General features: G+C 57.8%; 25 protein-coding genes and 4 pseudogenes. 7 read left to right on the forward strand and 22 right to left on the reverse strand.

The window, feature by feature from the left end; translation table 11 throughout:
- Window position 1: 1 nt before the first annotated feature.
- From ACMGGK_RS11600 to ACMGGK_RS11610, 3 genes are all read right to left on the reverse strand, one after another.
- Entirely contained in the window at window positions 2-139 is a 138-nt protein-coding gene (locus tag ACMGGK_RS11600) for an AcrZ family multidrug efflux pump-associated protein (RefSeq protein ID WP_016927779.1), read from the reverse strand.
- 193 nt (window positions 140-332) lie between these two features.
- Entirely contained in the window at window positions 333-803 is a 471-nt protein-coding gene (locus tag ACMGGK_RS11605) for an Rrf2 family transcriptional regulator (RefSeq protein ID WP_016927780.1), read from the reverse strand.
- A gap of 131 nt (window positions 804-934) precedes the next feature.
- Entirely contained in the window at window positions 935-1,330 is a 396-nt protein-coding gene (locus tag ACMGGK_RS11610; protein ID WP_016927781.1) for a DUF427 domain-containing protein, read from the reverse strand.
- 230 nt (window positions 1,331-1,560) lie between these two features.
- On the opposite strand from ACMGGK_RS11610, the gene osmB reads away from it, so the two are divergent.
- Entirely contained in the window at window positions 1,561-1,773 is a 213-nt protein-coding gene (osmB, locus tag ACMGGK_RS11615; RefSeq protein WP_004940700.1) for an osmotically-inducible lipoprotein OsmB, read from the forward strand.
- A 154-nt stretch (window positions 1,774-1,927) separates the two neighbouring features.
- Here osmB and ACMGGK_RS11620 read toward each other — a convergent pair whose 3' ends face one another.
- Complete coding sequence (locus ACMGGK_RS11620) at window positions 1,928-3,553, reverse strand: methyl-accepting chemotaxis protein (RefSeq protein ID WP_420276912.1); 1,626 nt, start codon at window positions 3,551-3,553, stop codon at window positions 1,928-1,930.
- A 338-nt stretch (window positions 3,554-3,891) separates the two neighbouring features.
- Here ACMGGK_RS11620 and ACMGGK_RS11625 point away from each other — a divergent pair, with 338 nt between their 5' ends.
- Both ACMGGK_RS11625 and ACMGGK_RS11630 read left to right on the forward strand, forming a co-directional pair.
- The gene (locus tag ACMGGK_RS11625) at window positions 3,892-5,130 is read left to right on the forward strand and encodes a hypothetical protein (RefSeq protein WP_197758249.1); all 1,239 of its coding nucleotides are present in this window, start codon (window positions 3,892-3,894) and stop codon (window positions 5,128-5,130) included.
- 46 nt (window positions 5,131-5,176) lie between these two features.
- Complete coding sequence (locus ACMGGK_RS11630) at window positions 5,177-5,575, forward strand: hypothetical protein (protein ID WP_016927784.1); 399 nt, start codon at window positions 5,177-5,179, stop codon at window positions 5,573-5,575.
- A gap of 6 nt (window positions 5,576-5,581) precedes the next feature.
- Here ACMGGK_RS11630 and ACMGGK_RS11635 read toward each other — a convergent pair whose 3' ends face one another.
- Together ACMGGK_RS11635 and mrdA are read right to left on the reverse strand one after the other, a co-directional pair.
- Window positions 5,582-7,300 carry a penicillin-binding transpeptidase domain-containing protein gene (locus tag ACMGGK_RS11635; RefSeq protein WP_016927785.1) on the reverse strand — a complete coding sequence of 573 codons (1,719 nt, stop codon included), beginning with the start codon at window positions 7,298-7,300 and terminating at the stop codon, window positions 5,582-5,584.
- 107 nt (window positions 7,301-7,407) lie between these two features.
- The gene (mrdA, locus tag ACMGGK_RS11640; RefSeq protein ID WP_049299020.1) at window positions 7,408-9,333 is read right to left on the reverse strand and encodes a penicillin-binding protein 2; all 1,926 of its coding nucleotides are present in this window, start codon (window positions 9,331-9,333) and stop codon (window positions 7,408-7,410) included.
- Window positions 9,334-9,627: 294 nt separating this feature from the next.
- Here mrdA and ACMGGK_RS11645 point away from each other — a divergent pair, with 294 nt between their 5' ends.
- Window positions 9,628-9,909, forward strand: coding sequence for a YjcB family protein (locus ACMGGK_RS11645; RefSeq protein WP_004940713.1), 282 nt, complete (start codon window positions 9,628-9,630; stop codon window positions 9,907-9,909).
- Between the two features lie 37 nt (window positions 9,910-9,946).
- Here the strand turns inward: ACMGGK_RS11645 and ACMGGK_RS11650 are convergent, their stop codons facing one another.
- On the reverse strand, window positions 9,947-10,393 hold the full coding sequence (locus ACMGGK_RS11650) for a MarR family winged helix-turn-helix transcriptional regulator (RefSeq protein WP_060445182.1): 447 nt from the start codon (window positions 10,391-10,393) through the stop codon (window positions 9,947-9,949).
- A 251-nt stretch (window positions 10,394-10,644) separates the two neighbouring features.
- Here ACMGGK_RS11650 and ACMGGK_RS11655 point away from each other — a divergent pair, with 251 nt between their 5' ends.
- Entirely contained in the window at window positions 10,645-11,844 is a 1,200-nt protein-coding gene (locus ACMGGK_RS11655) for a multidrug efflux MFS transporter (RefSeq protein WP_016927788.1), read from the forward strand.
- Window positions 11,845-12,015: 171 nt separating this feature from the next.
- Here ACMGGK_RS11655 and ACMGGK_RS11660 read toward each other — a convergent pair whose 3' ends face one another.
- From ACMGGK_RS11660 to ACMGGK_RS11675, 4 genes are all read right to left on the reverse strand, one after another.
- A complete protein-coding gene (locus ACMGGK_RS11660) occupies window positions 12,016-12,507 on the reverse strand; it encodes an ester cyclase (protein ID WP_033640394.1) in 492 nt (163 codons plus the stop codon).
- A 9-nt stretch (window positions 12,508-12,516) separates the two neighbouring features.
- Window positions 12,517-12,969 (reverse strand): MoaF-related domain-containing protein, encoded by a 453-nt coding sequence (locus ACMGGK_RS11665; protein ID WP_015377823.1) that lies wholly within the window; start codon window positions 12,967-12,969, stop codon window positions 12,517-12,519.
- Window positions 12,970-13,279: 310 nt separating this feature from the next.
- On the reverse strand, window positions 13,280-13,714 hold the full coding sequence (locus ACMGGK_RS11670; RefSeq protein WP_004940727.1) for a glyoxalase/bleomycin resistance/dioxygenase family protein: 435 nt from the start codon (window positions 13,712-13,714) through the stop codon (window positions 13,280-13,282).
- Between the two features lie 18 nt (window positions 13,715-13,732).
- Entirely contained in the window at window positions 13,733-14,602 is an 870-nt protein-coding gene (locus ACMGGK_RS11675; protein ID WP_033633095.1) for a helix-turn-helix domain-containing protein, read from the reverse strand.
- Window positions 14,603-14,781: 179 nt separating this feature from the next.
- Here ACMGGK_RS11675 and ACMGGK_RS11680 point away from each other — a divergent pair, with 179 nt between their 5' ends.
- Together ACMGGK_RS11680 and ACMGGK_RS11685 are read left to right on the forward strand one after the other, a co-directional pair.
- Window positions 14,782-15,699, forward strand: coding sequence for a DMT family transporter (locus ACMGGK_RS11680; RefSeq protein ID WP_033633096.1), 918 nt, complete (start codon window positions 14,782-14,784; stop codon window positions 15,697-15,699).
- A gap of 54 nt (window positions 15,700-15,753) precedes the next feature.
- The gene (locus ACMGGK_RS11685) at window positions 15,754-16,650 is read left to right on the forward strand and encodes a PhzF family phenazine biosynthesis protein (protein WP_420276913.1); all 897 of its coding nucleotides are present in this window, start codon (window positions 15,754-15,756) and stop codon (window positions 16,648-16,650) included.
- Between the two features lie 48 nt (window positions 16,651-16,698).
- On the opposite strand, the gene ACMGGK_RS11690 is transcribed toward ACMGGK_RS11685, so the two are convergent.
- The 11 genes and pseudogenes from ACMGGK_RS11690 to ACMGGK_RS11740 all read right to left on the reverse strand — a co-directional run bounded on the left by ACMGGK_RS11690 (window position 16,699) and on the right by ACMGGK_RS11740 (window position 26,669).
- Window positions 16,699-17,052 (reverse strand): hypothetical protein, encoded by a 354-nt coding sequence (locus tag ACMGGK_RS11690; protein WP_151254807.1) that lies wholly within the window; start codon window positions 17,050-17,052, stop codon window positions 16,699-16,701.
- A 141-nt stretch (window positions 17,053-17,193) separates the two neighbouring features.
- Window positions 17,194-17,427, reverse strand: a pseudogene (locus ACMGGK_RS11695) (hypothetical protein); the annotation flags it as partial.
- An 87-nt stretch (window positions 17,428-17,514) separates the two neighbouring features.
- On the reverse strand, window positions 17,515-17,781 hold the full coding sequence (locus ACMGGK_RS11700; RefSeq protein ID WP_089184587.1) for a hypothetical protein: 267 nt from the start codon (window positions 17,779-17,781) through the stop codon (window positions 17,515-17,517).
- A complete protein-coding gene (locus ACMGGK_RS11705; protein WP_420277447.1) occupies window positions 17,766-17,900 on the reverse strand; it encodes a hypothetical protein in 135 nt (44 codons plus the stop codon). Before ACMGGK_RS11705 ends, ACMGGK_RS11700 begins: the two co-directional genes overlap by 16 nt.
- Window positions 17,876-18,353 (reverse strand): annotated as a pseudogene (locus ACMGGK_RS11710) (RHS repeat-associated core domain-containing protein); the annotation flags it as partial. The gene ACMGGK_RS11705 and the pseudogene ACMGGK_RS11710, both read right to left, overlap by 25 nt.
- 44 nt (window positions 18,354-18,397) lie before the next feature.
- A complete protein-coding gene (locus ACMGGK_RS11715) occupies window positions 18,398-19,009 on the reverse strand; it encodes a hypothetical protein (protein ID WP_420276914.1) in 612 nt (203 codons plus the stop codon).
- A gap of 10 nt (window positions 19,010-19,019) precedes the next feature.
- Window positions 19,020-20,264 (reverse strand): annotated as a pseudogene (locus ACMGGK_RS11720) (RHS repeat-associated core domain-containing protein); the annotation flags it as partial.
- A 141-nt stretch (window positions 20,265-20,405) separates the two neighbouring features.
- Complete coding sequence (locus ACMGGK_RS11725; RefSeq protein ID WP_060435512.1) at window positions 20,406-20,723, reverse strand: hypothetical protein; 318 nt, start codon at window positions 20,721-20,723, stop codon at window positions 20,406-20,408.
- A 1-nt stretch (window position 20,724) separates the two neighbouring features.
- Window positions 20,725-21,885: pseudogene (locus ACMGGK_RS11730) on the reverse strand (RHS repeat-associated core domain-containing protein); the annotation flags it as partial.
- Window positions 21,886-22,110: 225 nt separating this feature from the next.
- Window positions 22,111-22,440 carry a barstar family protein gene (locus ACMGGK_RS11735; protein ID WP_049242637.1) on the reverse strand — a complete coding sequence of 110 codons (330 nt, stop codon included), beginning with the start codon at window positions 22,438-22,440 and terminating at the stop codon, window positions 22,111-22,113.
- The gene (locus ACMGGK_RS11740; protein WP_420276915.1) at window positions 22,440-26,669 is read right to left on the reverse strand and encodes an RHS repeat-associated core domain-containing protein; all 4,230 of its coding nucleotides are present in this window, start codon (window positions 26,667-26,669) and stop codon (window positions 22,440-22,442) included. Before ACMGGK_RS11740 ends, ACMGGK_RS11735 begins: the two co-directional genes overlap by 1 nt.
- Between the last annotated feature and the right edge of the window lie 6 nt (window positions 26,670-26,675).

Consider the following 26,675-nt stretch of genomic DNA (forward strand, 5'->3'; position numbering starts at 1 on the left):
TTCAGCCGTTATTTTTTCGGCCGATAGCGGAAAAGACGTTGAACACTTCACCCAGACCGTAAATCGCGCCGAGCAAGACGGCCACCATTACCGGCACCAGGACCACCACGGTGGCCAAGCTTTCAATCATTTCTAACATCGTTCTCTCCTGGTTTATAAGCACAGCGAATCTGCGCCGGAAGAAAAGGTTTCCGGCCAATCGATCGATTATCGTGGGGAGGCAGTCTAAAACGTGAGCCACATCACACTTGATGCGAGCTAATGTAACTTACACAATTACATTAACGCAATGCAAAAAATGCTCTGCGGGAAGACGGAATTGGCGTGGATTTTTATTGCGTATCCGCTTGATATTGCGATGAACAAGGGACGAAAGGATAGCCGGCTTGCCGCTCGACCTGCCCGGCCATTTCGGCGATGCTGGTTTGCGCCAGGCTGGCTTCCAGCGCGTGACCAACGCGCGCAAACTCTTGCTCCAGCACTGGGGTAATAGCGTGGCCGATATAACACGCATCGTTAGGCCGGGCGCGGTGCAGCATGAAATAAGGTTGATCCTCCACCGCGCGATACACGTCCAGCAGCGAGATCGCTTCTGCCGGCCGCGCCAGCAGCGCCCCGCCGCCTTGCCCCATCTGCGAATAGGTCAGCCCGGCCTCCGCCAGCGCGCCGAGGATCCGCCGCACCACCGTCGGGTTGGTGTTGACGCTGCGCGCGATATCTTCGGAACGCACCGTCTGGCCACGACACAGCGTGATGTTGGTCAGAATATGGATGGCAACGGCAAATCGCGTAGAGGTAGACACCTTGGCACCTGCTCAGAGTTTCGTTTATGTCGGATTAAAACATAAGGAAAGCGTATCAGTTTCCAGTAATACACATAATGAGTAGGGATAAGCGGAATGTCAACCTGCCCCCGCCCGGCGGCGGCGGCAGGTCAGGCTTCAGTACTGATTTCTGTCACTTTATCGGGATAAAATGCCAGATGATCCTTGATCGCCACCACGGCGTTGTAAGGCATTTCATAGCTCCAGGCCGTATTGGCCCCCTGCCCGCCGTTCAGCGCGAAGGTGAAATAACTGCAGTCGCCCTTATACGGGCAGTAGCTGACGTGCTCGTTTTTCTGCAACAGCGCCATATTCACGTCCTCACGCGGAAAGTAAAACACCGGCGGATAGGTGGCTTCCTGCAGGATGAGCGCATTGCGACTGTCGGCCAGGATTTTCCCGGCAGCACGCACCACGACTCGCGTCGGATGACGGGTCAAGGTGATCGGGTGATCCGGGCCGGGGATTTTCACCGGTTTGCCGGATGCGGAAACGAGATCGGACATGGCGGCCTCCAGAGTGTGTGCCCCGCCCCCGCGAGGCGTCTTCCCAGTATAGACCAGCGGTTTTGTCGGCGGCCGCACATTCGGCGAGCAATCGCTTTTCACCGCCGCAAAATTAAGAATTTTTACCTGTTCGATTTTCTTTCTGAGGAATACATTCATCCCAACTTCTACCGGCGGGTTAATCGGATTATTTTTAATCCATTAATCAGCCAATTTACCAGGAACTCATTATGAATATTAAACGTGCCGCAGGTGTGTTGGTGGTGGTGATGGCGACGCTTTCCGTTACCGCATGTGGGCATATGTCCAATCGCGATCGCAACACGGCGATCGGCGCGGGCGTCGGCGCGGTCGGCGGCGCCGTGCTGACCGACGGCAGCACGCTGGGCACCCTCGGCGGCGCAGCGCTGGGCGGCATTATCGGCCACCAGACCAGCCGTTAATCCTCCCGTTAAAATAATTCTCTGCAGGCCGGCGCTTTTTTCATCCATAAGCGCCGGCCTGTTTTTATTTATCGAAATAACGTCCCTCAGCGCGGGGAAATAATGAATAACATTAAGCGCAGCTTTATTATTCATTAACCCGCGCCAGGGTTATTTATTGCACAGGCAGCCTGAAACGCGCCATCGCTTTTTCCAAGCGTTCCGATTCGCCCTGCAGCGACTGCGAAGCCTCGGTCACCGCGCTCACCACGTCGCCGGTTTGCTGCGCCACCTGATTCAGCGTCGCAATGCGCGCCGTCACGGCCTGAATGCTCTCCCCTTGATTGAACGACGCCAACGAGATTTCCCCCATCAGCGCGCTGCATTTGTTCACCAGATCGATAATCTGGCGCAGATTGCCCGTCAGAAGTTCGACCGCCTGCGAACCTTGATCGATTTGCAGCAGCGAACGGTTGATCAACTGCTGGATATCGCGCGTCGAATGGCTGCTTTTTTGCGCCAGCAGGCCCACCTCTTTGGCTACGATGGCAAAGCCGCGGCCGTGAACGCCGGCATGCGCGGCCTCGATCGCCGCATTCAGCGCCAGAATATGGGTCTGGAACGCCACGCTGTCGATCAGCGCGACAATGCCGCGCATCTCGGCCGATTGGTTGACGATCCCGTGCATCGAAACGTTGACAGTTTGCATCATCTGCTCACCGGAGCCGGCGCACTGCCGGGCCAATTCGGTTCGTTGGCTGGCCTGCTGGGCGTATTGGCCGTTTTCTTCCACCCGCGCCGCCAGCTGCTGCACGTGCTCGGTCGCCAACTGCAATTCCCCGTCCTGCTTCGCCGACTGCGCCGTCAACTGTCGATTGCCGTCCGCCAGCCGCTCGACGCCGTTCAGGATCCCGCTCGCCGCATCGCGCACCTCGCTTACCAGGCGCTGCAAGCCGCTTTGCATATGGCCAATGCTGGTCTGCAGCTGACGCATCTCGCGGTTCAACGCCCGCTCAGGCGGCAGCGGCCGCGAAAGATCGCCGGCGGCCAGCACGTTGAGGTGGACAATCGCCCGCTGCAGCGGTGCTATCACCCAGCGGGCGACGCCGAACCACACCCCCACGGCGATCAGCGCCAGCGCGGCCAATGCGCCAAGCGCAAAGGTCTTGGCCTGCTCCAGCGCCGCCAATTGCCGCACGTTGACGTCATCGCCACGCTGTTCGTTCAGCGCCTGATACGCGAGGTACTTTTCGTTGAAATCCGCCTGAAACGCCTGGATCGGCACGGCGAAAAACGCATCGATGCTGGCGCTGTTTTGCAACCCTTGCGCCTGTTCCTTCAGGCCGTCATAGAACAGGCGATAACTGTCTTTCAGGGCGCCCGTCGCTTCGGGCGCAGCCGCGCTCAAGCGCTCGAACCGGGCAAAGGCCTGCTTTGAAGCCGCCAACGCCGCCAACGATTCATCCAGCAGGCTATGCCAACTGCCGTCGGAGCCGGTGACTTTGTCCTGCAGATAATAGATGCCCGCGCGGTTCAGGCTGTCGCTGGCCGTCAGCAGCGACAGTCTGGCGCGATCCATCGTCGCCTGCTGGCGATGCAACCCGTCGCCCGTCACCAGGTTAACCTTGGCGTCGCGCAGAATATTGGAAATAAATACGGTGGAAAACAATTGCAGCAGAGAAAATAGCGCAATAACGCAAATTATGCCGCCTAATAAGCCCATGCTCTTGCCGATGCCAAATGCGTGCGGCAGCGCTGCCGCAGGTTTTACCCGGCGGCCAAGTGTCAGTTTTATGTTCATGATTTTTAGTCAGTCATACCAGGATGCCGCGAGTCTAACGGGCATTGATGACACCACTATTTCAGCTTGCTTTGTGTCGCCCACCGCAAACCAGGGCGACCCAATAATCGGAATTTCTCGTCAACGCTCATTTTTATTTCTTGACTTGTCTAATGCCGGATTTATAGTTTTTCCATTAAACAAGAAACAAAGTTTCATATATTAATCGACAGCGAATTTAATATATGAAACGCACATATAAAATCGTCTCAAATATAAAACTGATGAGCAAAATCACCCTATTCACAGGTGGAATTCGCTCGCCTTAATAAACCGTCTACTTTCACCAGGGGCCAGGCATGCGCAAGATCACGCTTTGTTTTTTTCTTGTTTCACCAGTAAGTTACGCGACCACTGTCGCATTGCCCAGCGACACTGCTGCCACCATGGCACCGGTAAAAAAAAGCCGTCCGGCATTTCCGCATATTCATTGGCAAAGCGAGGATAATAAAAAGAATATTGATATCGGCGGCGCGCTGCGCGCCAATTATCGCTATGAAGACTGGCGCAGCAGCAATTATCGAAATCCTCCGCATTTACGCTTTGACGCCTTTCGCATTGATACCGCCGGCCAGGTCAACGACGCGTTTTTCGATAGCGGATTCTGGTTTCAGGATCGGCGCAAATACGCCATCGACCGCGCCTATATCGGCTACCGCCTGTCTGAGCGCTCCACCGTGCAACTGGGCGCGCCGTTCAAACCGTTCGGCCTGATGCCCTACCCGCAGTTCGGCTGGTCGTATGGCATTCCGTTTTACCTCGGCTTTGGCGTCAACACCGGACTCGGCGCCAAATACCAATACCAGCATGACGATTGGGCCTTCGACGCCGCCTACTACCCGCGCATGATGCCGACCGGCGTGCGTTACGCCCCCGACGTCGCCAGCTACGGCGATCTGAAAAACACCAACTATGCGTCACAGCACCTGCAGCGCAACGAAAAACGCGATCAGATAAACCTGCGGCTGACGCGCGCTTTCCACCAGGGCAGCTGGGACAATGAGCTCGGCGGTTCGCTGGCGGCCTCTCGGCTCTACAACCAGGCGACCGGCGATAACGGCAGCTTCTGGGCGGCGGGCCTGCATACGCTGGTGAATAACGATCCCTGGCATCTGTCCGGCCAGGTGATCCGCTATGGTTACGACGCCAAAGGCCCGGCCGGGGCCAACAATTCGGTGATCCTGATGGGCGGCAACGGCCTGACGCCGGCCTATCTGATCCCGTCGCAGGCCACCACCGCCGCCATCAACCTGGCGCGCGACGTCGACGTACCCTGGGGGCCGGTGAAAAAGCTGCGCTTCTACAACGACTACAGCGTGCTCTGGAAGGATAAGCACGGCGGTTCCGACTCCAAAATGAATACGCTCGGGGTGCAGGTGTTCGCCATGCCGGTGATGCTGTGGGTGGATCTGACCTGGGCGCAGAACGCCAACCCGTGGGGCGGCGTGGAAAACGCCACCGGCTGGACCGGCACCCAGTCCTCCGGCAGCAATAAATGGTATTTTCGCACCAACGTAAACATCGGTTACTACTTCTGAGCGCGGCGGGATCTACACTGAAGTATCGCCGTCAATCGGAGAAATCATGATGCTGAGCGCGCAAACGCTGCATATTGCCATTAACCGCCCCTGTGACGAGGTGTACGCCTTTCTCAGCCAGCCGGAAAATTTCCCCTTGTGGGCCAGAGGGTTAGCCAACAGCTTACGGCGGGAAGGGGAAGATTGGGTGGCAAACACCCCACAAGGGCCGATCCGCATTCGCTTCAGCGCGCCGAATGCCTTCGGCGTGCTGGATCATTGGGTGACGCTGCCGGATGGCGGCGTGGTCTACGTGCCGCTGCGCGCGCTCGCCAACCGGCGCGGCACCGAGGTGATCTTCACCCTGTTCCGCCAGCCGGAGATGGACGACGCGTTGTTCGCCCGCGACGTCGGGCTGGTGAACGCCGATCTGCAGGCGCTGAAGCGCCTGCTGGAATCGCGCTAATCCCCCTTACCCCTTGACCGACGACACCACGTTAAGCGGCTGGGCGTCCGGCAGAATATTCATGTGCTCCAGCACCTGGGCCATGATCTTGCCGAACACCGGCCCGGCCACCGAACCGCCGAAGTGCTTGCCGGCTTTCGGGTTGTTGACCATCACCACCAGCGCCACCTGCGGATCGCTGGCCGGCGCCACGCCGGCGGTGTAGTTGATGTAGCCGCCATCGTATTTGCCGCTCGGGCCCATTTTCTCGGCGGTACCGGTTTTGATCGCCAGCCGGTAGCCCGGCACTGCGGCGCTCACCCCGCTGCCGCCCGGCAAGGCGTCGCTCTCCATCATATGCACCACGGATCGTACCGTATCCGCCGGCAGAATACGTTGCCCCATTACCGGCGGCGTCACCTTGGTGATCGACAGCGGCCGATAAATGCCGAAGGAACCGATAGCGGCATATTCGCGCGCCATCTGCAGCGGCGTCACGCGCAGCCCATAGCCGAAGGAGAAGGTAGCGCGTTCGATATCGGCCCAGCGTTCACGGTGCTGCGGCAGATAGCCGCTGCTCTCGTTGCCGATGCCGAGCTCGGTCGGCCGCCCCAGGCCAAAGCTGCGGTAGACCGCCGGCAGCACCGTGGCCGGCAGCGCCAGCGCGATATGCGATACCGCGATGTCGCTCGATTTTTGCAGCACGCCGGTGATGGTCAGTTTCGACCAGTGGCCGACGTCTTTGATCAGGTGACCGTTCACCCGATACGGCGTGGTGTCCAACACGGTATCCGGCCGGATCAGCTTATGTTCCAACCCCACCATCACCACCACCGGTTTCACCGTCGAACCCGGTTCGAAGCTGTCGCTGCTGCACACGTTGCGGATATCTTTCGCCGGCGTGCTGCCATAGTTGTTCGGGTTGAACGATGGATAGCTGGCCATGCCGAGGATTTCGCCGGTGTCGATCTTGACCAGCACCGCGCAGCCTGAGTCGGCCTGGTTAGCCACCACGCCGTCGCGGATCTGCGCATAGAGCACGTACTGGATAAATTTGTCGATGCTGAGCGTCACGTTCGGCGGCGGCACCGGATCCACGCTTTTGAGCACGCCGATCACCGCGCCGCTGCCATCCTTCTGATAGACCCGCAGGCCGTTTTTTCCCTGCAACAGCGGGTTGAACCCCAGCTCGATGCCCTCCAGCCCCTGATTGTCCTGGCCGACGATGCCGATCAGCCCGGCGGCATCCTGGCCCATCGGATAAAAGCGGCTGAAATCCTGCTCGGCGCTGACGCCGGTCAGGTGCAGTTTGCTGATGTAGGCGGCGTTGTCGTCCTCCACCTTGCGCGCCAGGTAGACAAAACGTTTGTGCGCGTTGCTCTGGATCAGATGCTGGATGTCCGCCAGCGGGATCTTCAGCACGTTGGCCATGCTCTGCCAGCGTTCGTTGCCGGTATCGGTCTGGGTATCGAGAATATGCTTCGGATCCAGCACGATGTCTTTGGACGACACGCTGACCGCCAGCGCCTCATCGTTGCGATCGGTGATCATGGCGCGGTTGGTCGGCACCACCTGGGTGCGGATCGAACGCTGGTCAGCCTGATTGGCCAACTGCTGGTGTTCCAGCAGTTGCAGGTAGCCGACCCTGAACGCCAACAGAAAAAAACAGACCAGCATGCCGGCGCAAATCCAGCCGAAACGAACTGTGGAATAGGTTTTACCGCTCTTTTTGGTCGATGGCGCCACTGTTGTGTTAACCCTGCGTTTTTATTCAGTTTATGGTGTTATTTCAGTCTACCTTGCCGGAAATGGTCAGGAGATTGCAGTTTGTAAGAAAGTAAAAACAAACCGCATCACCGTTGCACATCCGCGCTGTCGTTTAACTGCGGTTTACTTTGCAGCGTATCGCCGGGCTGTGGCGCGTTGGCCGGGTCAAAAATGTGGTCGAGGATCGCGCGCGCGGTCGGCCCCGCCACCACGCCATCGCCGCCGCCGTTTTCCAGGATCAGCGCCATCGCCACCCGGGGATTTTTGTAGGGCGCAAACAGCGTATAAAAGATGTGATCGCGCAGCCGCACCGGGATCATTTTGGCGTTGTAAGTCTGGTTTTGCTTCAGGCTGAACACTTGCGAGGTGCCGGATTTGGCGGCGATCTGATACGGCGCGGTATGGAACAGCTTGTAACCGGTGCCGTTCGGCAAGTTGGCCATGCCGTACATGCCGTTGCGCACGATGCCCCAGTAAGGCGAGTTGGGATCGCCGATCTGCGCCGCTTGCGCCGGCGGCTGGTAGCGCGTCACCCGGTTGCCCTGCTGCAGCGAATACAGCAGGTGCGGCGTTTTCACCTTGCCGTTGTTGAGCAGCGTGGTCAACGCTTTCACCATCTGGATCGGCGTCGCCACCCAATACCCCTGGCCGATGCCCACCGAGACCGTATCCCCCTGATACCAGCCCTTTTTGTGCACCTTCAGTTTCCAGTCGCGGCTTGGCAGCACGCCGCGGTACTCTTCGTTCAGATCGATGCCGGTCGACTGACCGTAGCCGAATTGGCTCAGCCAATGGTGAATGCGATCGATGCCCATCTCATACGCCACCTGATAAAAGAAGGTATCGGCGGACTCCTCAATCGCTTTGGTGACATTGAGCATGCCGTGGCCGGTTTTCAGCCAGTCGCGGTAACGGCGCTCGGTGCCGGGCAGCGTCCAGGTCGGCGCGCCGAAAAAGGTGGTGGTGGGCGTGATCACCCCGGCGAACAGCGCCGAAACGGCCATATAGGGCTTCACCGTGGAAGCCGGCGGGTACAACCCTTGGGTAACGCGGTTGATGAGCGGCAGCTCCGGATTGCTCAACAACGTTTTATAGGCCTGATAGCCGATGCCTTTGACGAAGGGATTGGGATCGTAACTGGGGCTGGAGACCATCGCCAGAATGCCGCCGTCGCGCGGATCTTCCACCACCACCGCGGCGCGTTGCCCCTTTAGCACCGATTCAATGTACTGCTGCAGCGGCAGATCCAGCGTCAGGTAAATGTTTTTGCCGGCCTGCGGCGGCTGTTCCTTCAGCAGCCGGATCACCCGCCCGTGGTTATCCACTTCCACCTCCTGATAGCCGGTGGTGCCGTGCAGCTCTGACTCGTAATAGGCTTCGATGCCCTGTTTGCCGATGTTGCGGTCGGCGGCGTAGTTTTCGCTCAGGCCGGCCTTGTCCAGGCGCTTGAGATCGCTGTCGTTGATCTTCGACACATAGCCCAGCACGTGCGCCAGCTGAGCGCCGTAAGGATATTCACGCTGTTGATAGGTATCGATTGTTACCCCGTCGAAACGGTATTGATTGACGGCAAAACGTGCCACCTCGGTGTCGCTCAGCCCGGTTTTTAGCGTCACCGGCTTGTAGCGGCTGTTGTGGTGCATATCGTCGCGAAACGCGCTGATGTCTTCCGGCGTCAGATCGACGATCGGCGTCAGCGCCTGCAGCAGCGCCGCCATGTCGGTGATTTTGCTGGGCGTGATCTCGATACGATACAGTGTCACGTTTCGCACCAGCGGAGTGCCGTTGCGATCGAAGATTAACCCGCGGCTGGGAGCGAGCGGCAGCATCTTGATGTCGTTCTGGTTGGAGCGCGTCTGGTAAAAACCATGCTGGCGGATTTGCAGCCGGTAGAGATTGGCGATCAGCACGCCGAAACAGGCCACCACCAGCGCCAGCGCCACGCCCGCCCGGCGGATGAACAGCCTCTCTTCCGCGGAATGATCGCGAATTTTTTCTTTTAACAGGGCCATGCGGTGCCGGTACCTTTTGCGTCACATTTCCCCGCAAAATCAGGGAACTGAAAAGCCGGCAAGCATAGCGTTATCGGGCGCGCCGCCCCATGAAAAGGTTGCTAATGAAATGGCATAACTGTTTCAGCATATTGGAATGTTACCGGCGGCGATTTTTTCACCGCGATCCCCATTGAGCCGCCGTTCGCCTCAATGCTACAATGTGATCTAAATCACATTATTCCCGTTATTCCCCCGCATTTCCCTGTCGGCGCCCTGCCGGATGCGGCTTTTTGTTACATAGGATCGAGTTCGATGAGTACCATTGCCACCGGTTTAGTCATGATGCGCTGGGAGTTGCTGAGCGCCGTGATGATGTTCTTCGCCAGCCAGTTAAACGTCGTTTGCCGTAAAACCAGCCGCAACGGCATGGCGTTCATGTTCAGCAGCCTGGGCCTGTTTACCGCCTGCTGGTTCGTGATGGGCCTGATGGGCATCCACCTCACCCTGGAAGCCTTCACCCAATTCTGGTCATCGGCCTGGGATCGCTACGTGGACGTGGTCAGCACCATGCCGGCCGATTGGCCGATGCCGTAACCTCGCTGCACGGGCGGCGCATCTGCCGCCCCGCCGATTATTCCTCGTCCGTTGGCGCCGCCGCCAGTCGCGCCATCAACGCCCCCGCCTCTATCAACAGCGCCTGCTCCCGCTCCGTTAAACAACTTTCCATCGCCGCCAGCAGCCACGCCTCGCGTCGGCTGCGGCTTTGCTGCAGCAGGCCCAGCCCGGCGGGCGTCAGGCGCACCCGTACCCGGCGTTTGTCTTCGGCATCCGGCGTGCGCACCAGCAGCCCATCACCCTCCAGCTCACGCAAGGCGGCCGCCAGGTTAGAGGAGCGCATGCGCTCCGATTCCGCCAGCAGCGACGGCGTCGCCTCGCCGCCGTGGCGATCGATAGCCCCCAACAGCATCAACTGGGCCCAGGATTTTTCGTCGCTGCGCGACTCGCGCCGCAAACGGCGCACCAGCGACATTAACTGCGTGCGCAGCAGCGTCACGTCTTCAGGGTGATCTTTTTTCATTGGCATCAATCTAGCGTTCAGTTTATCCCTGCTTTCACACCACCGGATCGCGCAGTGCCCTGCCTGGCTACCGCGTCGCTCTGGCTTAACCTAATTACCTATGATAATATAGCTATTGATATATAGCAAAAAAGACACTGCATCGGCAGGGTTACGTTTGCTCACGCATTTCCCCCGCGCCGGCCAGTTCGCGGTGTTATTATTATCTTGCTTAACAAATCCCTCCAAATTCAAAGTGGTACGACAAGTCGATGGAAGCGTGGAAAGTCAATCTGATCTCGGTCTGGCTCGGGTGTTTCTTCACCGGGCTGGCGATGAGCCAAATCCTCCCTTTTCTGCCGCTGTACGTCGAACAGCTCGGCGTCAGCGATCATCAGTCCCTCAGCCTGTGGTCCGGGCTGGTGTTCAGCGGCACCTTTTTGGTCTCGGCGGTGGTGTCGCCGCTGTGGGGCAGCCTCGCCGACCGCAAAGGCCGCAAGCTGATGCTGCTGCGCGCTTCGCTGGGTATGGCGATCGTCATCGCCCTGCAGGGGCTGGCCACCAACGTCTGGCAGCTGTTCGCGCTGCGCGCCCTGATGGGGCTGACGTCCGGCTATATTCCCAACGCCATGGCGCTGGTCGCCTCGCAGGCGCCACGCGATAAAAGCGGCTGGGCGCTGGGCACGCTCTCTACCGGGCAGATCTCCGGCGTGATCGCCGGGCCGCTGCTGGGCGGGTTGATGGCCGACCATCTGGGGCTGCGGGTGGTGTTTTTCGTCACCGCCGGGCTGATGTTCGTCAGCTTCCTGGTGACGCTGTTCCTGATTAAAGAACGGCGCATTACGGTGAAAAAAGCGGATCAGCTGAGCGGCAAGGCGGTGTTCCGTTCACTGCCTTATCCGACGCTGATCGTCACCCTGTTCGTTTGTACCTTAATGATCCAGTTGGCCAACTCGTCCATCAGCCCGATCCTGACGCTGTTCATCCGCGAGCTGTCGGGCGATGTCAGCAATATTGCCTTTGTCAGCGGGATGATCGCCGCCGTGCCCGGCATTGCGGCGCTGATCTCCGCGCCGCGCCTCGGGCGGCTCGGCGATCGCATCGGCACCGCGCGCATCCTGATCGCCGCGCTGCTGTTCACCACCGCCCTGTTCGCCGTGATGGCCTGGGTGAATACGCCATTACAACTGGGCATTCTGCGCTTCCTGCTGGGGTTCGCCGACGGCGCGCTGATGCCGGCGGTGCAGGCGCTGCTGCTGAAGTATTCCTCCGATCAGGTGACCGGGCGCATCTTCGGCTATAACCAATCCTTTATGTACCTGGGCAACGTGGTTGGCCCGCTGCTGGGATCGGGCATTTCGGCGATGATGGGGTTCCGCTGGGTGTTCGCCGTGACGGCGGTGTTGGTGCTTTGCAATGCGCTGCAGCTGCGCCATCAGTTCAAAAAAGTGGAAAATCAACGCGCGGGATAACGGGAAATGTGGGGAAACGCCTCAAGCAGTGGCGGGACAATGACGCCCATCAACCGTACCACCACTGCCAAAGGCGGCCGTAGCCTACTCGACGCGGCGGTCATTTAATATTTATGTAAGTAAATAAAGTGTTGCGGGCGCGTTGAGGGCCGCCGCAGCGGCCCTTGTGGCTCAGAACATGGTATTGTCGTTAGCCGATTTCTCCGGCACATCCTGATTGACGTCCCAATGCTCGGTGATTTTCCCCTGATCGTTCACCCGATAAATATCCACGCTGGCGGTGCCGCGATCCTGCGGGTTATTTTGGTATTTGACGTGAACGTAGACCAGATCGCCGTTGACCGCGCTGCGGTATATTTTGGCGCTGTATTGCGGATTGTCTTTGAAGGTCTGGCTGAAGAAATCGAGGAACGGCTTGATGCCGTCGCCGACGAACGGGTTATGCTGCTTGTAGTTTTCCACAATCAGCCTCTGCGCCACGCCGATGTCGTGGCGGTTGAAGAAGCCCGCGTACAGATCCTCCACCACCTTCAGCTTTTGCTGGGCATGATGATAGCCGCCTTTGCCGGCCGACTTTTGCGACGCCGTCTGATCCGTTGACAGCGCCGGGTAACTCGCCAGCAAACCGCCGACGATCGCACAGGTGATCAATGCCTTTTTCATAACTGCTCCTTAGTTTCCTGAGTGACCTACGATTTTCAGCTGCCCTTTCAGATGGGTGAAGCTGCCGTCCCTGGCGGCGATGTTGGTGTACACCTCGCCGCGCTCAAAGTCCTCGACATGCGTCACGTTGTCGCCGGACTGCGGTTCATGCCAATAGACCATGTAGACCTTCGGCCGAATCTCCACCGCGGTGTACTGCACGGTATCGGTGATGCCCTGCGACGCTTCGCCGATACCGGTGAAGGTCATGGTCTTGTCATCGGTAAAATCCAGCTTGAAGGCGAAATCGCCGAAGGTCACCTGCACCACTTTACCGACCGCAATAAACTGCCCGTGTTTTTCCGTCATCGTCGCCGCCTTACTGTTTGTCAGGGTGGTTTGCGCCGCCAAAGCGGCAGGCAATGCCAGGGGGAAAGTCAGGGCTATCGCCAGCGCGATGCCCGTTCGTTTCACTGTTTTCATCGTTCCTTCTCCTTTCCGTGGTTGAAAACGAGAATCATTATTATTTCTTAACGGTTGGCGGAAATATAAGAATAATCTCTATTCCTATCAGGCACCTGGCGGCGAAAAAAGCGGGCGAAAAATCGCCGTAAAATGGCATAGCAATAGCGCGTTCTGGCCATTGGTTTTTACGCAATGAACGGAATTACTGCTTTCAGAAAGAGAAACCACTCGGGGATTTGATGGGTCTATAGCGCAGATCGCTTTAAGCTAATGCGTATTTATTCTTAAGCCGCCCGCCGCAGGGAAACGGCGGCGAACGGCGTGGCGTTTAACGCAGCCAGGGCGTATAGGTGACGCCAACCAGCAACCCTTCCGGGCTGAGCAAACGGGTAACGCTTTGCCCCCACGGCTCTTCACGATTGGCGACCAGCAGCCGATAACCGCGATCGATCAGTCCCTGGGTGGCGGCCGCCATGTCGGCCACGTCGAACTCGATCCATGCCTGCGGCACCGCGAGATCCGCCGGCCAGCGATCGTCGCCAAAGCAGGACTGCGCCGCCTGCGCCAGCGGCCACAGGGCGAAGTGCTTCACCCCGTCCAGCGCGCCCTGCTCGGCCAGCAGATAGGTTTCGTTGCCCGGCATCGGCTTGAGCGGCAACCCCAGCGCCTCGACATAAAACGCCTTGCTCTCGTCGCTCTCACGCGTGATCGGCCCGAATCCGGCGACAAACAACACGCCCAGCCCGGCAAATGGTTGATCCATGCTTGCACTCCCTTCCGGTTAGCGCCCCTGCCGCACCTGCAGCGGAGCAAATCCATAGGCCGCCTTGAAGCGGTTGCTGAAATGGCTGGCGGAGCTGAAGCCGCACGCCAGCGCGATCTCAGTGATCGGCTGTTGGCTGTGGCGCAACAGCTGTTCCGCCCGCTGCAGCCGCGCGCGCATCACAAACTGGTGCGGCGCCAGGCCGGTCGAATGTTTGAACATGCGGGCAAAATGGTATTCGCTCAACCCGGCCTGCGCCGCCAGATCGGCCAACAACAAAGGCCGATCGAGGTGGCTTGCGATATATTCCCGCACCCGCCTGGCTACCGCGGGAGCCAGGCCGCCGCGCGCCGCCGGCAGCTTCCACTGCAGCTGGCTGTAGCGCTGGATCAGGTGCGACATCAGCAGGTTCGAGGCGCTGCTGAGCGCCAGCAGGTTGGCGCTGTCCCGCCAGTCGCAGTTGAGCAAAAACTGACGATACAGCAGCGTGATCTGCGGATCTTCGCCGAAGCTGCGTTGCTCCACGTTGATCGCCGCCGGGCTGCGATCCCAGGTTTGCTCCGCCAACTGCCGCAGATGGTCATCGGTGCAGTACAGATGCACAAACGACAGATCGCTGCGCACATCCCAGGTGGAAGCGTACTGGCGCGGCATGATGCAGAAGCGATCCGGCCCGCCGCCGTTGCGCCAGCCGCCCGGCACCTGCTGGTAGCACTCATAGCCGTCGGCGACGTACAGGCTCAGGGTATGGTGGTCGGCGCTTTCCTGCGTGACGCGATCGTTGCAGTTGGACCAGGCCGCCAGCTCCACGCCGGTGCCCAGCAGCACGCTGCCGTGCAGCCGCGCCTTGTGCTCACGCAGTGTTTCAAACGCCTGATAGTTGGACATCGCCGGCCCCGTTGTTCGACATTCTGACAGTGTAAAGAGTGGCGCCTCGGCATGCCAGCCGCCGCCTCGCGCTTTTACCAAAAAAAAGCGCAAGAATATGCAACTGGGCGCAAGGCGCTGCAAGCGCGGCCGCACGCCAAAGCGGATACTGCGCCATCGGTTTTTTCGGAGTAAATAGAATGAATGCGCTGTTGTACCTCGCAGTGGTGCTGATTTGGGGCACCACCTGGATTGCGATCACCCTGCAACAGGAAGGCCCGGTGGCCATTCCCGTCTCGATCGCTTACCGCTTCGCCATTTCCGCTGCGGTGATGTTCGCCGTGCTGTTGTTAACACGCCGCCTGCGCCGCATCGCCCCGCGCGATCATCTGTTCTGCGTGCTGCAGGGCTGCTGCGTGTTCGGCTTCAACTTCTTCTGTTTTTACCACGCAGCGGCTTATATCAGCAGCGGGCTGGAATCGGTGATCTTCTCGATGGCGGTGCTGTTCAACGCCCTCAACAGCCTGCTGTTCTTCCGCCAGCGCCCCAGCCCCAATCTGCTGCCGGCGGCGCTGCTGGGGTTGACCGGCATCGTGGCGCTGTTCTGGCAAGATCTGGCCGCCACCCGCATGGCGCCGGAGCTGCTTAAAGGCATCGGCCTGAGCGCGCTCGGCACCTACGGCTTCTCGCTGGGCAATATGATCAGCGCGCGCCATCAGCGCCGCGGGCTGGATATTTTTTCCACCAATACCTATGCCATGACCTACGGCGCGATGCTGATGGCGCTGATCGCCCTGGCGCAGGGCGCATCGTTCCAGATGGAATACAGCAGCCGCTATATCGGATCCCTGTTGTATTTGGCGATCTTCGGATCGGTGATCGCCTTCGCCGCCTACTTCAGCCTGCTCGGCCGCATCGGCGCCGGCGCGGCGGCCTACAGCACCCTGCTGTTCCCACTGGTGGCGCTGACCATCTCAACGATTTACGAAGGCTACCAGTGGCACTTCAACGCCGTGCTGGGCCTGTGCCTGATTTTGCTGGGCAACCTGGTGATGTTCGCCAAGCCGGGGCTGAAGTGGCGACGGGCGGGTATCTCAAAACAAAACTCAACCCTTTGAAGCCATTGGCGAATATCGTTATTATCAGGTTTTGTTGATAACGGATGATGGCCAATGCTCAGAAGTGATGATGTGACACCCCGTGCCTACCAACAGGTGGACGTTTTCACCGCCACGCCACTGCAGGGCAATCCCGTGGCGGTGGTGCTGGAAGCCGAAGGGCTGAACGACGCGCAGATGCTGGCATTGGCCCGTTGGACCAACCTGTCGGAAACCACCTTTGTGCTTAAACCGACGCACCCGGCGGCGGATTATAAGGTGCGCATTTTCACCACCGAAAAAGAGCTGCCCTTCGCCGGCCACCCGACGCTGGGCACCGCCCACGCCTTGCTGAAAGCCGGATTGACGCCTAAACGCCCTGGAACGGTGATGCAGGAATGCGGCGTCGGCCTGGTGGCGGTCAATATCCTGCCGGAAGGCACATTGGCGTTCGCCGCGCCCGAAGTAGAGTTCCGCCCAATGGCGGCCGAAGAAACCGAACGGTTGACGGCCGCTTTACGGCCCGCGGTGATTGCAGCAATCCCCCTGCCGGTGATTGCCGAGATGGGCATTCGCTGGCTGATGGTGCGCCTGCCGGACGCGCAGTCCTGCCTGGCGGTAACGCCGGATCAGGCCACGATTAAACAGCTGCAAACGGCGTGTGATGTGGATGGCGTGGTGATCTATGGCGTCAGCTCTGCAACCGAACCGGTCGATTACGAAATGCGCGCGTTTATGGTGGAATGCGGTGTTTTGATTGAAGATCCGGTAACCGGCAGCGCCAACGCCTGCCTGGCGCGCTTGCTGCAAACCAGCCGCTTCCCCGACGGCGGCCAGACCGCACAGGGTTACCAGGTGCGCCAGGGCACCCAACTGAAGCGAGATGGCCGCGTGAGCGTGCGCTTTATTGACGGTGAGCCCTGGATCGGCGGGCAGTGCTGCACCCTGATTAACGGCACATTGGGTATTTAGTATGCCTCCTACCGTTTCGAACTTTTTCTGCGGCACAAAATGCCGCTATTATTCATACAATATTTTAAAACTACCTGTAACATCGAAAACATGATCATAGGTACTTAACGCAACCCTTGCTTTTCCTGAACTGTATTCCTCCAGCAAGTCAAAGCTTGACTCTGAATACTTCTCATAAGGATAGTCATCGACTTTATAGATAGACATCCTTTCTATATCACTAAAAAAGAACTCTATTTTCACATCAGCCTCATTCAAAACCTCTGGCTCGCATGCCGATAACGAAAGCAACGCTTTAATTTTAAATGTGAAAGGAGAAAGACTCACTTCATGTTCAGAGATAATCAAGGCATCTCGCCCTTGAATGATCCCATACTTAGTCTTTATTGCTTGCACCTTCATCTTTAGCTCACTCTCTACTTAAATGATAACTAAGAAAGACATTGCGCTGTATATTCCAGACAAGCTAGTCGTCATATCGGTTAATTTCAATGCCGCACTTTTCAGAAGCATTTTATCCCCTGGGAGTTGGTCTCTTCTGCTACTCAATCCCAGCGGATCCACCCACATCCGCGGGTCCGTAGTAGCGGAACTGTAGTGCAGACCGCTTTCGTCGTCCTGATATTGCCCGGCGTAGCACAGCGGCTTCTGGTATTGCGCGCCCTGCCGCTTCGCCGCGTTGGTTACCTCCAGCGGCGCGCTATTCAGATCGGTTTGATACCAGTAAATATCCGCCAAGCGGCTGTCACCCGCCTGCTCCAACGCCGCCAGCGGGCTCGCCGCATCGTTATTTAAAAGTCCATCAGTGCATAAAGCCGAGCATTTAAAATTAGTAAATCAAAATCAGATCAATAATCTTTATAACTAAGTTCTAAGCAACGATACAAACTCTTTAAATCCTTCTATTACAGTTTCCTCGTCTGATAATTCTCTTCGTTCATTAATTATATAGTTCCCGGTTTCAACATCAATGATCTCCAACATACAAGATGCATCATCCCACACCGTAAAACGCGCAATCTTCGTATCGTCATCTATATCAACAACCAGACTATCTGTAAAATCATTAGCATTGTACTTAACTTCATAATGGCTATTGGATAAGATCCAATCACTTATTTTTTTGAGCATGTTGAAGTTCCCGTTGTGCTTTGCACAACCTTACCTGTGGAAACCTTTTTTTCATATTCTGCCGGTCCCATCCAGCGACCAACAGTAACCTCAGTCAACCCATACGGGTCCACCCACATCAGCGGGTTCGGCGCATACTGATACAGGTTCAACCCACCGCGCAGCCCTATCGGATCCTGCGTGGTGAAACGCCCCACCTCGGGTTCGTAGTAGCGGAACAGGTTGTAGTGCAGGCCGCTTTCGTCGTCCTGGTATTGCCCGGCGTAGCGCAGCGGCTGCTGGTATTGCGCGCCCTGCCGCTTCGCCGCGCCGGCCACCGTCTGGCCCTGCAGCTTGCCGAAGGTGTCGTATTGCCCGGACCAGCACAGGTTGCCCGCCGCGTCGGTCACTTCCAGCGGCGCGCTGTTCAGATCGGTGTGATACCAGTAAATATCCGCCGAGCGGCTGTCGCCCGCCTGCTCCAGCGCCGCCAGCGGGCTCCATGGGCTGGCCGGATCGTAGCTCCAGCTGCGGCGGCTGCCGTCGTCGCGCTGCTCCTGCAGCAACCGGTAGCCCTGCCACAGGAAGCATGTAAATAACTAAAGTCGCCCTGTCAATTAAGAATCAACTTAATATCCTAGCGAGGATATATAACAACCTTTCCCTTATTGTTATTAAAATAAATTTCACTAATTTTACCATCATCATAAACACATGATAAAATAACATATGGTAAAGGAGAGTAATTACTTACTGTCAATATACTATCGATTCTGCCATCTTTATAAAAGTAATGATAACCAGATAAATTGCCATCATCATTTGCAAAAAAAGCTTTAGATGGCTGCCCTTGAGAGTTTAAAAAAACTCTACTTATAGCTAAATAGTTGCCCTTTACATCCTGTCTTATTTCAAGAACCTCATCACCATCTCTAATGACGTAAGATGTATCCGCCACAACTCCTTTTGAGTTATAGCTGTCGATTTTATTTACAAGGCCATCATTTGAAAAATAGCAATATGCATTACTTTTGTTCTTAGGCTCTTTACTCAATATTTCTCCGGTTTTAAAGCCGGTTAACTCATTGTAAAATGGAATAATACTAAAGGCATTAGTTTTAGACCACGATACAACCTTTGATTCCGCATGGCTAATAGAAGATATTTTTTCAGCTAATAGCTCTTCATTCGAAAAAAGAGACTGCACTTCATCTAAATCAGCCCTTATACCATCAGCTACTTCTTTCATTTTATCACCATTATAAAGTAGGGATTCTACCATTTGCAAGAGGAAATACCTTACCCCCCTCAAGCTCACTTTTTATTTGCTTAAGAGAAGATAAGAACTCTTTATCCGTCTGACTGTTAATAAGTTTATCATAAACATATTGTTTATATGCATTGCCATGTATCCCATTACCTTTGTGGGCAGTCGTTAAAGTACCTTCTATACGGTCAGCCCTAGTATTAGGAAGCCAAACTCCATTCTTTGAATTATTAATATCAATATCGAGATCATCCATTCGTTTTCTTAATGCAACCATTCGGGCATCAGAAGAGTTGGACATTATAATATGGTGCGCATCATATTTCCCTCCCCCCATAGGTTGTGGCCCCAGATTTCGGGCAAGCTTAGCTGCATCAGTCGAGCAACTCATCAACCCCAGCGGATCCACCCACATCAGCGGGTTCGGCGCATACTGATAAAGGTTCAACCCGCCGCGCAGCCCTATCGGATCCTGCGTGGTAAAACGCCCCACCTCGGGTTCGTAGTAGCGGAACAGGTTGTAGTGCAGGCCGCTTTCGTCGTCCTGATATTGCCCGGCGTAGCGCAGCGGCTGCTGATATTGCGCGCCCTGCCGCTGCGCCGCGCCGGCCACCGTCTGGCCCTGCAGCTTGCCGAAGGTGTCGTATTGCCCGGACCAGCACAGGTTGCCCGCTGCGTCGGTCACTTCCAGCGGCGCGCTGTTCAGATCGGTGTGATACCAGTAAATATCTGCCGAGCGGCTGTCGCCCGCCTGCTCCAGCGCCGCCAGCGGGCTCCACGGGCTGGCCGGATCGTAGCTCCAGCTGCGGCGGCTGCCGTCGTCGCGCTGCTCCTGCAGCAACCGGTAGCCCTGCCACAGGAAACGGGTCGTCTGTTCGGTTTTGCCTTTGTAGCGCACCGTTTTGCGGCTGCGGCGGCCCAGCGCATCGTAATGGTACTGCGCCTCGAACTCGCCCTGCGGGCCGCGGCCGTTCGCCTGCACCAGCCGATTGGCGTCGTAGCGGTAGTGCTGTTCATACAGGCCGTTGCGCCGGCTGATCAGGTTGCCCCAGGCGTCGTAACGGTAAAACAGTTTTTGCCAGTGCGTCAGGCGGTTGTCGGCGATCGGCGCCAGCGGCAGGTGCGCGTCGATGTCGTTCTGCGGGCTGCGTTCGCCCAGCAGGTTATCCGCCAGATCGTACACCAGCCGCGCGCCCGGTTTGCCCTGATTGGGCTCGCGGTGTTGCAGCAGGCGGCCTGCCATACAATCTTAACCTTTTGATTCTATATGATTTTTAAAGAACCAAACATTGCCTTTTCACGCTTTAATTAAATTCTAAATTCGTTTGTTTAGCAGGAGGCACCACGCTATTCCTGTAGTGCCTAATTTTCTTTGAGGCTAGTCCCCCGGCTTCTCCCAATAAGGGGTATCCTCTGTAGCTCTCTCTATATCATCCATATCATCATCACCAAGACTATTATCAAACTTACTGGATAATATCCTTCTAATTTCTGCAAGCCTATGTGTAACTTTATTCTTGTCTATAAATTTAGTTGTTTCGCTCTCATACTCTAACCGCTTATCGTCACTAATAACTGGCTCGCTGTAATAATAATGTGCGATATTACCAAGTGAGATCAATAAATAATTAACCTCCTTGATTATATTAACAGCTTCTTCACCTGTTAGTTTGATTGTTTCATTTTCTTTTAACATCTTACTTCCTTTTTGTGATCGTTGGATTTTTTAAGGGCACATCACCCTTCACAGTAAGCTCTTGGGTATGATAGCGAGGATTAGTAATCCACTCTAATTGTGAGTTGGGAACATCGGTCTCAACATAATCCCTTCCTCTTCCTGGTTTAATTTGATATTTATTTTCAGCCTGAACTTGACTCATTGGTTTTTTATTTGCTGGCTCAACATAAACTCGACCATTATCCTGAGCTTTTATTACGCCACTTTCTTCAATTGCATTTGAGCCTTTACGATTGGTGTAATGGCGAACACGGGTTGTTTCTTCAGTCTTGCAAGGCTTACTACTCAACCCCAACGGATCCACCCACATCAGCGGGTTCGGCGCATACTGATAAAGGTTCAACCCACCTTCCAACCCTATCGGATCCTGCGTGGTGAAACGCCCCACCTCGGGTTCGTAGTAGCGGAACAGGTTGTAGTGCAGGCCGCTTTCGTCGTCCTGATATTGCCCGGCGTAACGCAGCGGCTGCTGGTATTGCGCGCCCTGCCGCTGCGCCGCGCCGGCCACCGTCTGGCCCTGCAGCTTGCCGAAGGTGTCGTATTGCCCGGACCAGCACAGGTTGCCCGCCGCGTCGGTCACTTCCAGCGGCGCGCTGTTCAGATCGGTGTGATACCAGTAAATATCCGCCGAGCGGCTGTCGCCCGCCTGCTCCAGCGCCGCCAGCGGGCTCCACGGGCTGGCCGGATCGTAGCTCCAGCTGCGGCGGCTGCCGTCGTCGCGCTGCTCCTGCAGCAACCGGTAACCCTGCCACAGGAAACGGGTCGTCTGTTCGATTTTGCCCTTGTAACGCACCACCTTGCGGCTGCGGCGGCCCAGCGCGTCGTAATGATACTGCGCCTCGAACTCGCCCTGCGGGCCGCGGCCGTGCGCCCGCACCAGCCGGTTGTCGGCGTCGTAGCGGTAGTGCTGTTCGTACAGGCCGTTGCGCCGGCTGATCAGGTTGCCCCAGGCGTCGTAACGGTAAAACAGTTTTTGCCAGTGCGTCAGGCGGTTGTCGGCGATCGGCGCCAGCGGCAGGTGCGCGTCGATGTCGCTCTGCGGGCTGCGTTCGCCCAGCAGGTTATCCGCCAGATCGTACACCAGCCGCGCGCCCGGTTTGCCCTGATTGGGTTCGCGGTGTTACAGCAGACTGCCTGCTCTACAATAAATACTTGGAATATTTAATTTCATATATTTTTTAAAGAGCAGGGCATTATTTTTTCACAATTTAATTAATCAAATAAAGGATTCCTATGAACGTTCTGGCTTCATCATCCCTATGAAATCCACTTTATCTAGATATATCTAGCGTTTAATCGCTAAGTAATACTCGAGAAGCCGTGAAGCCTTTTCGACTATATCAAGCTACCTCAACAATAAAACAATCGAAGGCTCCTGGCCTTTTTCTTTGCATTTTAAGCTTACATTTTCAATAGTGAATATTAATGTTTCCTTTATTTCCGCTGATGCTAAAGAGAAATGATGAAGCTCCATTAATAAATACTCAGAAGCTGCTACATGAATCTTCGTCATTTCATCTTGTGGATAGCGCAAGCTGAAAAAACAATCAATTAATGCATTGATATTCCTACCAAAAAAATCAGGAAACCCAAATAAACCAGATAACTCAGTATAAAAATCATCCAGCGTTTTTATCTTGGCAAAATCTATTTTGACTTTCCGCCCTATTTCCATTATTTCCACCCTCCAAGATCGATCTCTATAAACGAATCATAATGATCATGAGTATAATAAGCTTTACCTGTCTTCGTATCAACTACCACACGCCTCGCTCCATTCCCACCTACATCTGGTGTCTTAACAGTCCATTCTTTATATGGTCCACTACCAGTGTTAAGACGCTGGCTATTAGAGTTACCAATAGAGTGCGTATTGCTAAATGTTGTTCCATCATTTGAATAATGAGGTTTGTTTAATTTAATTCTATCAACTGTGTTTTGTAGCTCACGCATATCTCTTTTAGACATTGCGTGCCCCCATTTATCTTTAATGACCGCATGTGCCTGCTTAGGATTTTTAGCAGAATGGCTACATTTCAACCCCAACGGATCCACCCACATCAGCGGGTTCGGCGCATACTGATACAGGTTCAACCCGCCTTCCAACCCTATCGGATCCTGCGTGGTGAAACGCCCCACCTCGGGTTCGTAGTAGCGGAACAGGTTGTAGTGCAGGCCGCTTTCGTCGTCCTGATATTGCCCGGCGTAGCGCAGCGGCTGCTGGTATTGCGCGCCCTGCCGCTTCGCCGCGCCGGCCACCGTCTGGCCCTGCAGCTTGCCGAAGGTGTCGTATTGCCCAGACCAGCACAGGTTGCCCGCCGCGTCGGTCACCTCCAGCGGCGCGCTGTTCAGATCGGTGTGATACCAGTAAATATCCGCCGAGCGGCTGTCGCCCGCCTGCTCCAGCGCCGCCAGCGGGCTCCACGGGCTGGCCGGATCGTAGCTCCAGCTGCGGCGGCTGCCGTCGTCGCGCTGCTCCTGCAGCAACCGATAGCCCTGCCACAGGAAACGGGTCGTCTGTTCGGTTTTGCCCTTGTAGCGCACCACCTTGCGGCTGCGGCGGCCCAGCGCATCGTAATGATACTGCGCCTCGAATTCGCCCTGCGGGCCGCGACCGTGCGCCTGCGCCAGTCGGTTGTCGGCGTCGTAGCGGTAGTGCTGTTCGTACAGGCCATTGCGCCGGCTGATCAGGTTGCCCCAGGCGTCGTAACGGTAAAACAGTTTTTGCCAGTGCGTCAGGCGGTTATCGGCGATCGGCGCCAGCGGCAGGTGCGCGTCGATGTCGCTCTGCGGGCTGCGTTCGCCCAGCAGGTTATCCGCCAGATCGTACACCAGCCGCGCGCCCGGTTTGCCCTGATTGGGTTCGCGGTGTTGCAGCAGGCGGCCTTCGGCGTCGTAACCATAGTGCACTTCGCCGCGCAGCGCGTCGCTCACCCCGGCCAGCTCGCCGCGGCCGGTGTAGCGATAAGCGCGCCACAGCACGCCGTCTTCCGGCCGGGTCAGTTTGTCGTGGCCGAAGGCGCTGCTCTGCCAGCTGCGGCGGCCCATGGCGTCGTAACGCCGCTGCTGCTGCAGCGCGCCCTGGCTGCGGCCGGTTTCCCGGTGCAGGCGATCGCGGGTGAACTCGCTCACCACCTGCTGGTTGAATTTGATGGCGCTGGCGTGGCCGGAGCCGTAATACAGCCACTGCAGGCGATCGCCCTGCGGCAGCGTCAGCGCCTGCAGGTTGGCCAGCGCATCCCACTGGTATTGCAGCTCGCCGTTCACGCCCTGTTCGCCGAGCAGCCGCCCGGCGGCGTCATAGCGCATCTGCACGCTGTCCGGCTCGATGCCCAGCGCCGCGCCGCTCGCCGTCGGCAGGCGGTTCAGCTCGCGCAGCCGCCCCATGGCGTCGAAGCGGTAATGCCATTCCGCGCTGGCGTTGCCGCGCCAGACCAGCTGCCCCGCCTCGTCGAAGCGGAAGCGCTGTTCGCGCTGCGTCAGCTCACCTGCGCTGCCCGGCAGGCCGACCTCGCGGTGCTCCTCCAGCAGCCCGGCCGCGCCGTAGCGATAATCGTGGCGGGTGTCGTCCGGGCGCTCTTCGGTCAGCACGCGGCCCACCGCATCGTAGCTGAAGCGGTATTCGCCGCCGTTGCCGTTCTCCAGCCGCGTCAGCCAGCCCTGCGGGCTGTAGTGATAGCGCCGGGTGCGGTTGATGCGATCGGTGATGCTGACCGGCAGCCCCAGGGCGTTGTACTGCCAGCGGGTCAGGCTGCCCAACGCGTCCTGATGCTCGGCCAGCTGGCCGTGCGCATTCCAGTTAAAGCGCTCTTCGCCGCCGTCCGGGTGGATCAGGGTATGCAGGCGGCCGCCGTTATCCCACAAGTAGCGCGTCTGATGGCCTTCGGCATCGGTCTGCGCCGTCAGTTGCCCCAGCGCATCGTAGGTATAAGCCGTCACGCTGCCGGAACAGTCGGTGTAGCGCGTCAGCTGGCCGCGGGCGTCCCACTCCAGCTTCACTTCCCCGCCCAGCGCGTCGATCACGCTGGCTGGCAGGCTCTCTTCGTCATCCGGATAACGGTACAGCGTGGCATTGCCCAGCGCATCGACATAGCGCGTCGGGCGCCCCAGCGTGTCCCAATGCTGCGCCTCACTGCTGCCGTCCGGGTAGGCGACGGCGAACAGCCGGCCGCTGTTGCGCGAATATTGATAGCGCGTCACGCGGCCGAGCGGATCGGTCTCCGACAGCAGGCGGCCGTAGGGATCCCATTCGCTCTGGCGCTGCGCGCCGCCGGGCAGCAGCACGCTGCACAGCTCGCCGCGTTGGTAGATGAAACCGTAGCGGCGCTGGTCGAAATCGGTGTACTGCGCCACGTTGTCGTCGTCATCCAGCCGCCACTCCGCCCGTTTGCCGTCGCCGCGCACCGCGCTGCGGCGCCCGCCGGCGAAGTCGTAACCGAACTCAAGGGATTCCCCGGCGCTGTTGCGGTAGGCCGTCACGCGCGGCACGCCGTCGATCTCTTGCCATTGGTATTCGTTCAGCAGCCCGGCGGCGTCCTGGTGGCTGATCATCAGGCCGTCGCGCCAGCCAAAGCGCCGCGTCACCTCACCGGCGCGGTTGCTCACCGTCGTCAGCTGGCCCTGCTCATCGTAACCGTAGCGCGCCAGCGTCCGTTCGCCTTCGGCGGTTTGCAGCGCCACTTTGCGCAGGCGGCCCTGCGCATAGCGGCACATCAGGCGCTGCCCGGCGCTGTCCACCAGTTCGCTCAGCAGCCCCTCATCGTCGTAGAACAGCGAGGTGGCGTTGCCGATGGCGTCGGTGATCATGCTGAGCCGGCTCGGCTGGTCGCCCGCCAGCGGCGGGTAGTGGAAAATCTGTTCGCCGACGTCAAACAGCTGCCAGCTGCCGTCGTCGTTGTGCATCAGCCAGCATTTTTCGGCTTCGCAGTAGGTTTTATGGCCGCGCGGCACCATAGGGAAAGCGACGAAGTCGCCGGAAGGCGCACGCCACACCAGGCCGTCCTGATACGGCTGCAGGCTGCTCTCCCAGAACAGGTTCCAGCCGCGGCCCAGCACGCCGTCGCCGGGGTTGCCGCTGCGCCAATAGCGCTGCCAGGCGACCGGCAGGCGCGAAGGCAGCACGAAATCGAGATCGTCTTCGCCGTCGAGGAATTTCTGGCCGCTGACGATATCCACCGGCCGGGCGATAATGCCGACCGCGGCGGTGGCGGTCATCAGGGTGCCGGCGCGGCAGGCGATGCGCGCCAGTTTGTTGATGCCGGGCAGCTTGCCCAACAGTTTGCCCAATGCCCCCAGCTTGCCGGCGGCGCCGCCCACGCCGCCCACCAGGCCGGCGAACAGCAGCGTCAGGTCAGAGACCTTGTACAGCCAATCCGGCACTTCGGGCTTGATCGGCAAGGTGGTGACGGTGCCGCCGCCGATAAACACGTTGGGCGAGCCTTCCATCACCTGCGCGTCGCAGTTGGTTTTGTCCCCCACGCGCGAGGCGGGCTGGCCGTTGATGCTGACCTTGTCGGAGCCCTGCGCCATCTGCATGCTCGGGCCGTCGTCGCTGCAGGCCACCTGGCTGTTGGTGGCGAGCGCGGCGGGTTTGCCATTGATGAAGACGTTGGGGGAGCCGGTGACGATATTGCCTTTGGGGGTCAGGCTACCGGCACCGGCGTCGGCAATGCCGTCGCGCGCCGCGGTGGCCGCCTCTCCGGTGAGATACCCCACCGCCAGGCTGGCGCCGATAAGCAGCACGCCGACGCCGATACAGGAAGCCGCCAGGCCGGCGACGAACAGCGCGCCCGCCGCCACCGCGCCTGCGGCGGCGATCAGGCCGCCGACAAGGGTGCCGGCAATCATGCCGGCCAGGGCATGGGAATGCCCGATGATATCGCCGACGCGAGCCGCTTCGGTCATCGTAAG

This window comes from Serratia sp. BNK-33-b (genome assembly GCF_048684565.1).
Taxonomy (GTDB): Bacteria; Pseudomonadota; Gammaproteobacteria; order Enterobacterales; family Enterobacteriaceae; genus Serratia; species Serratia marcescens.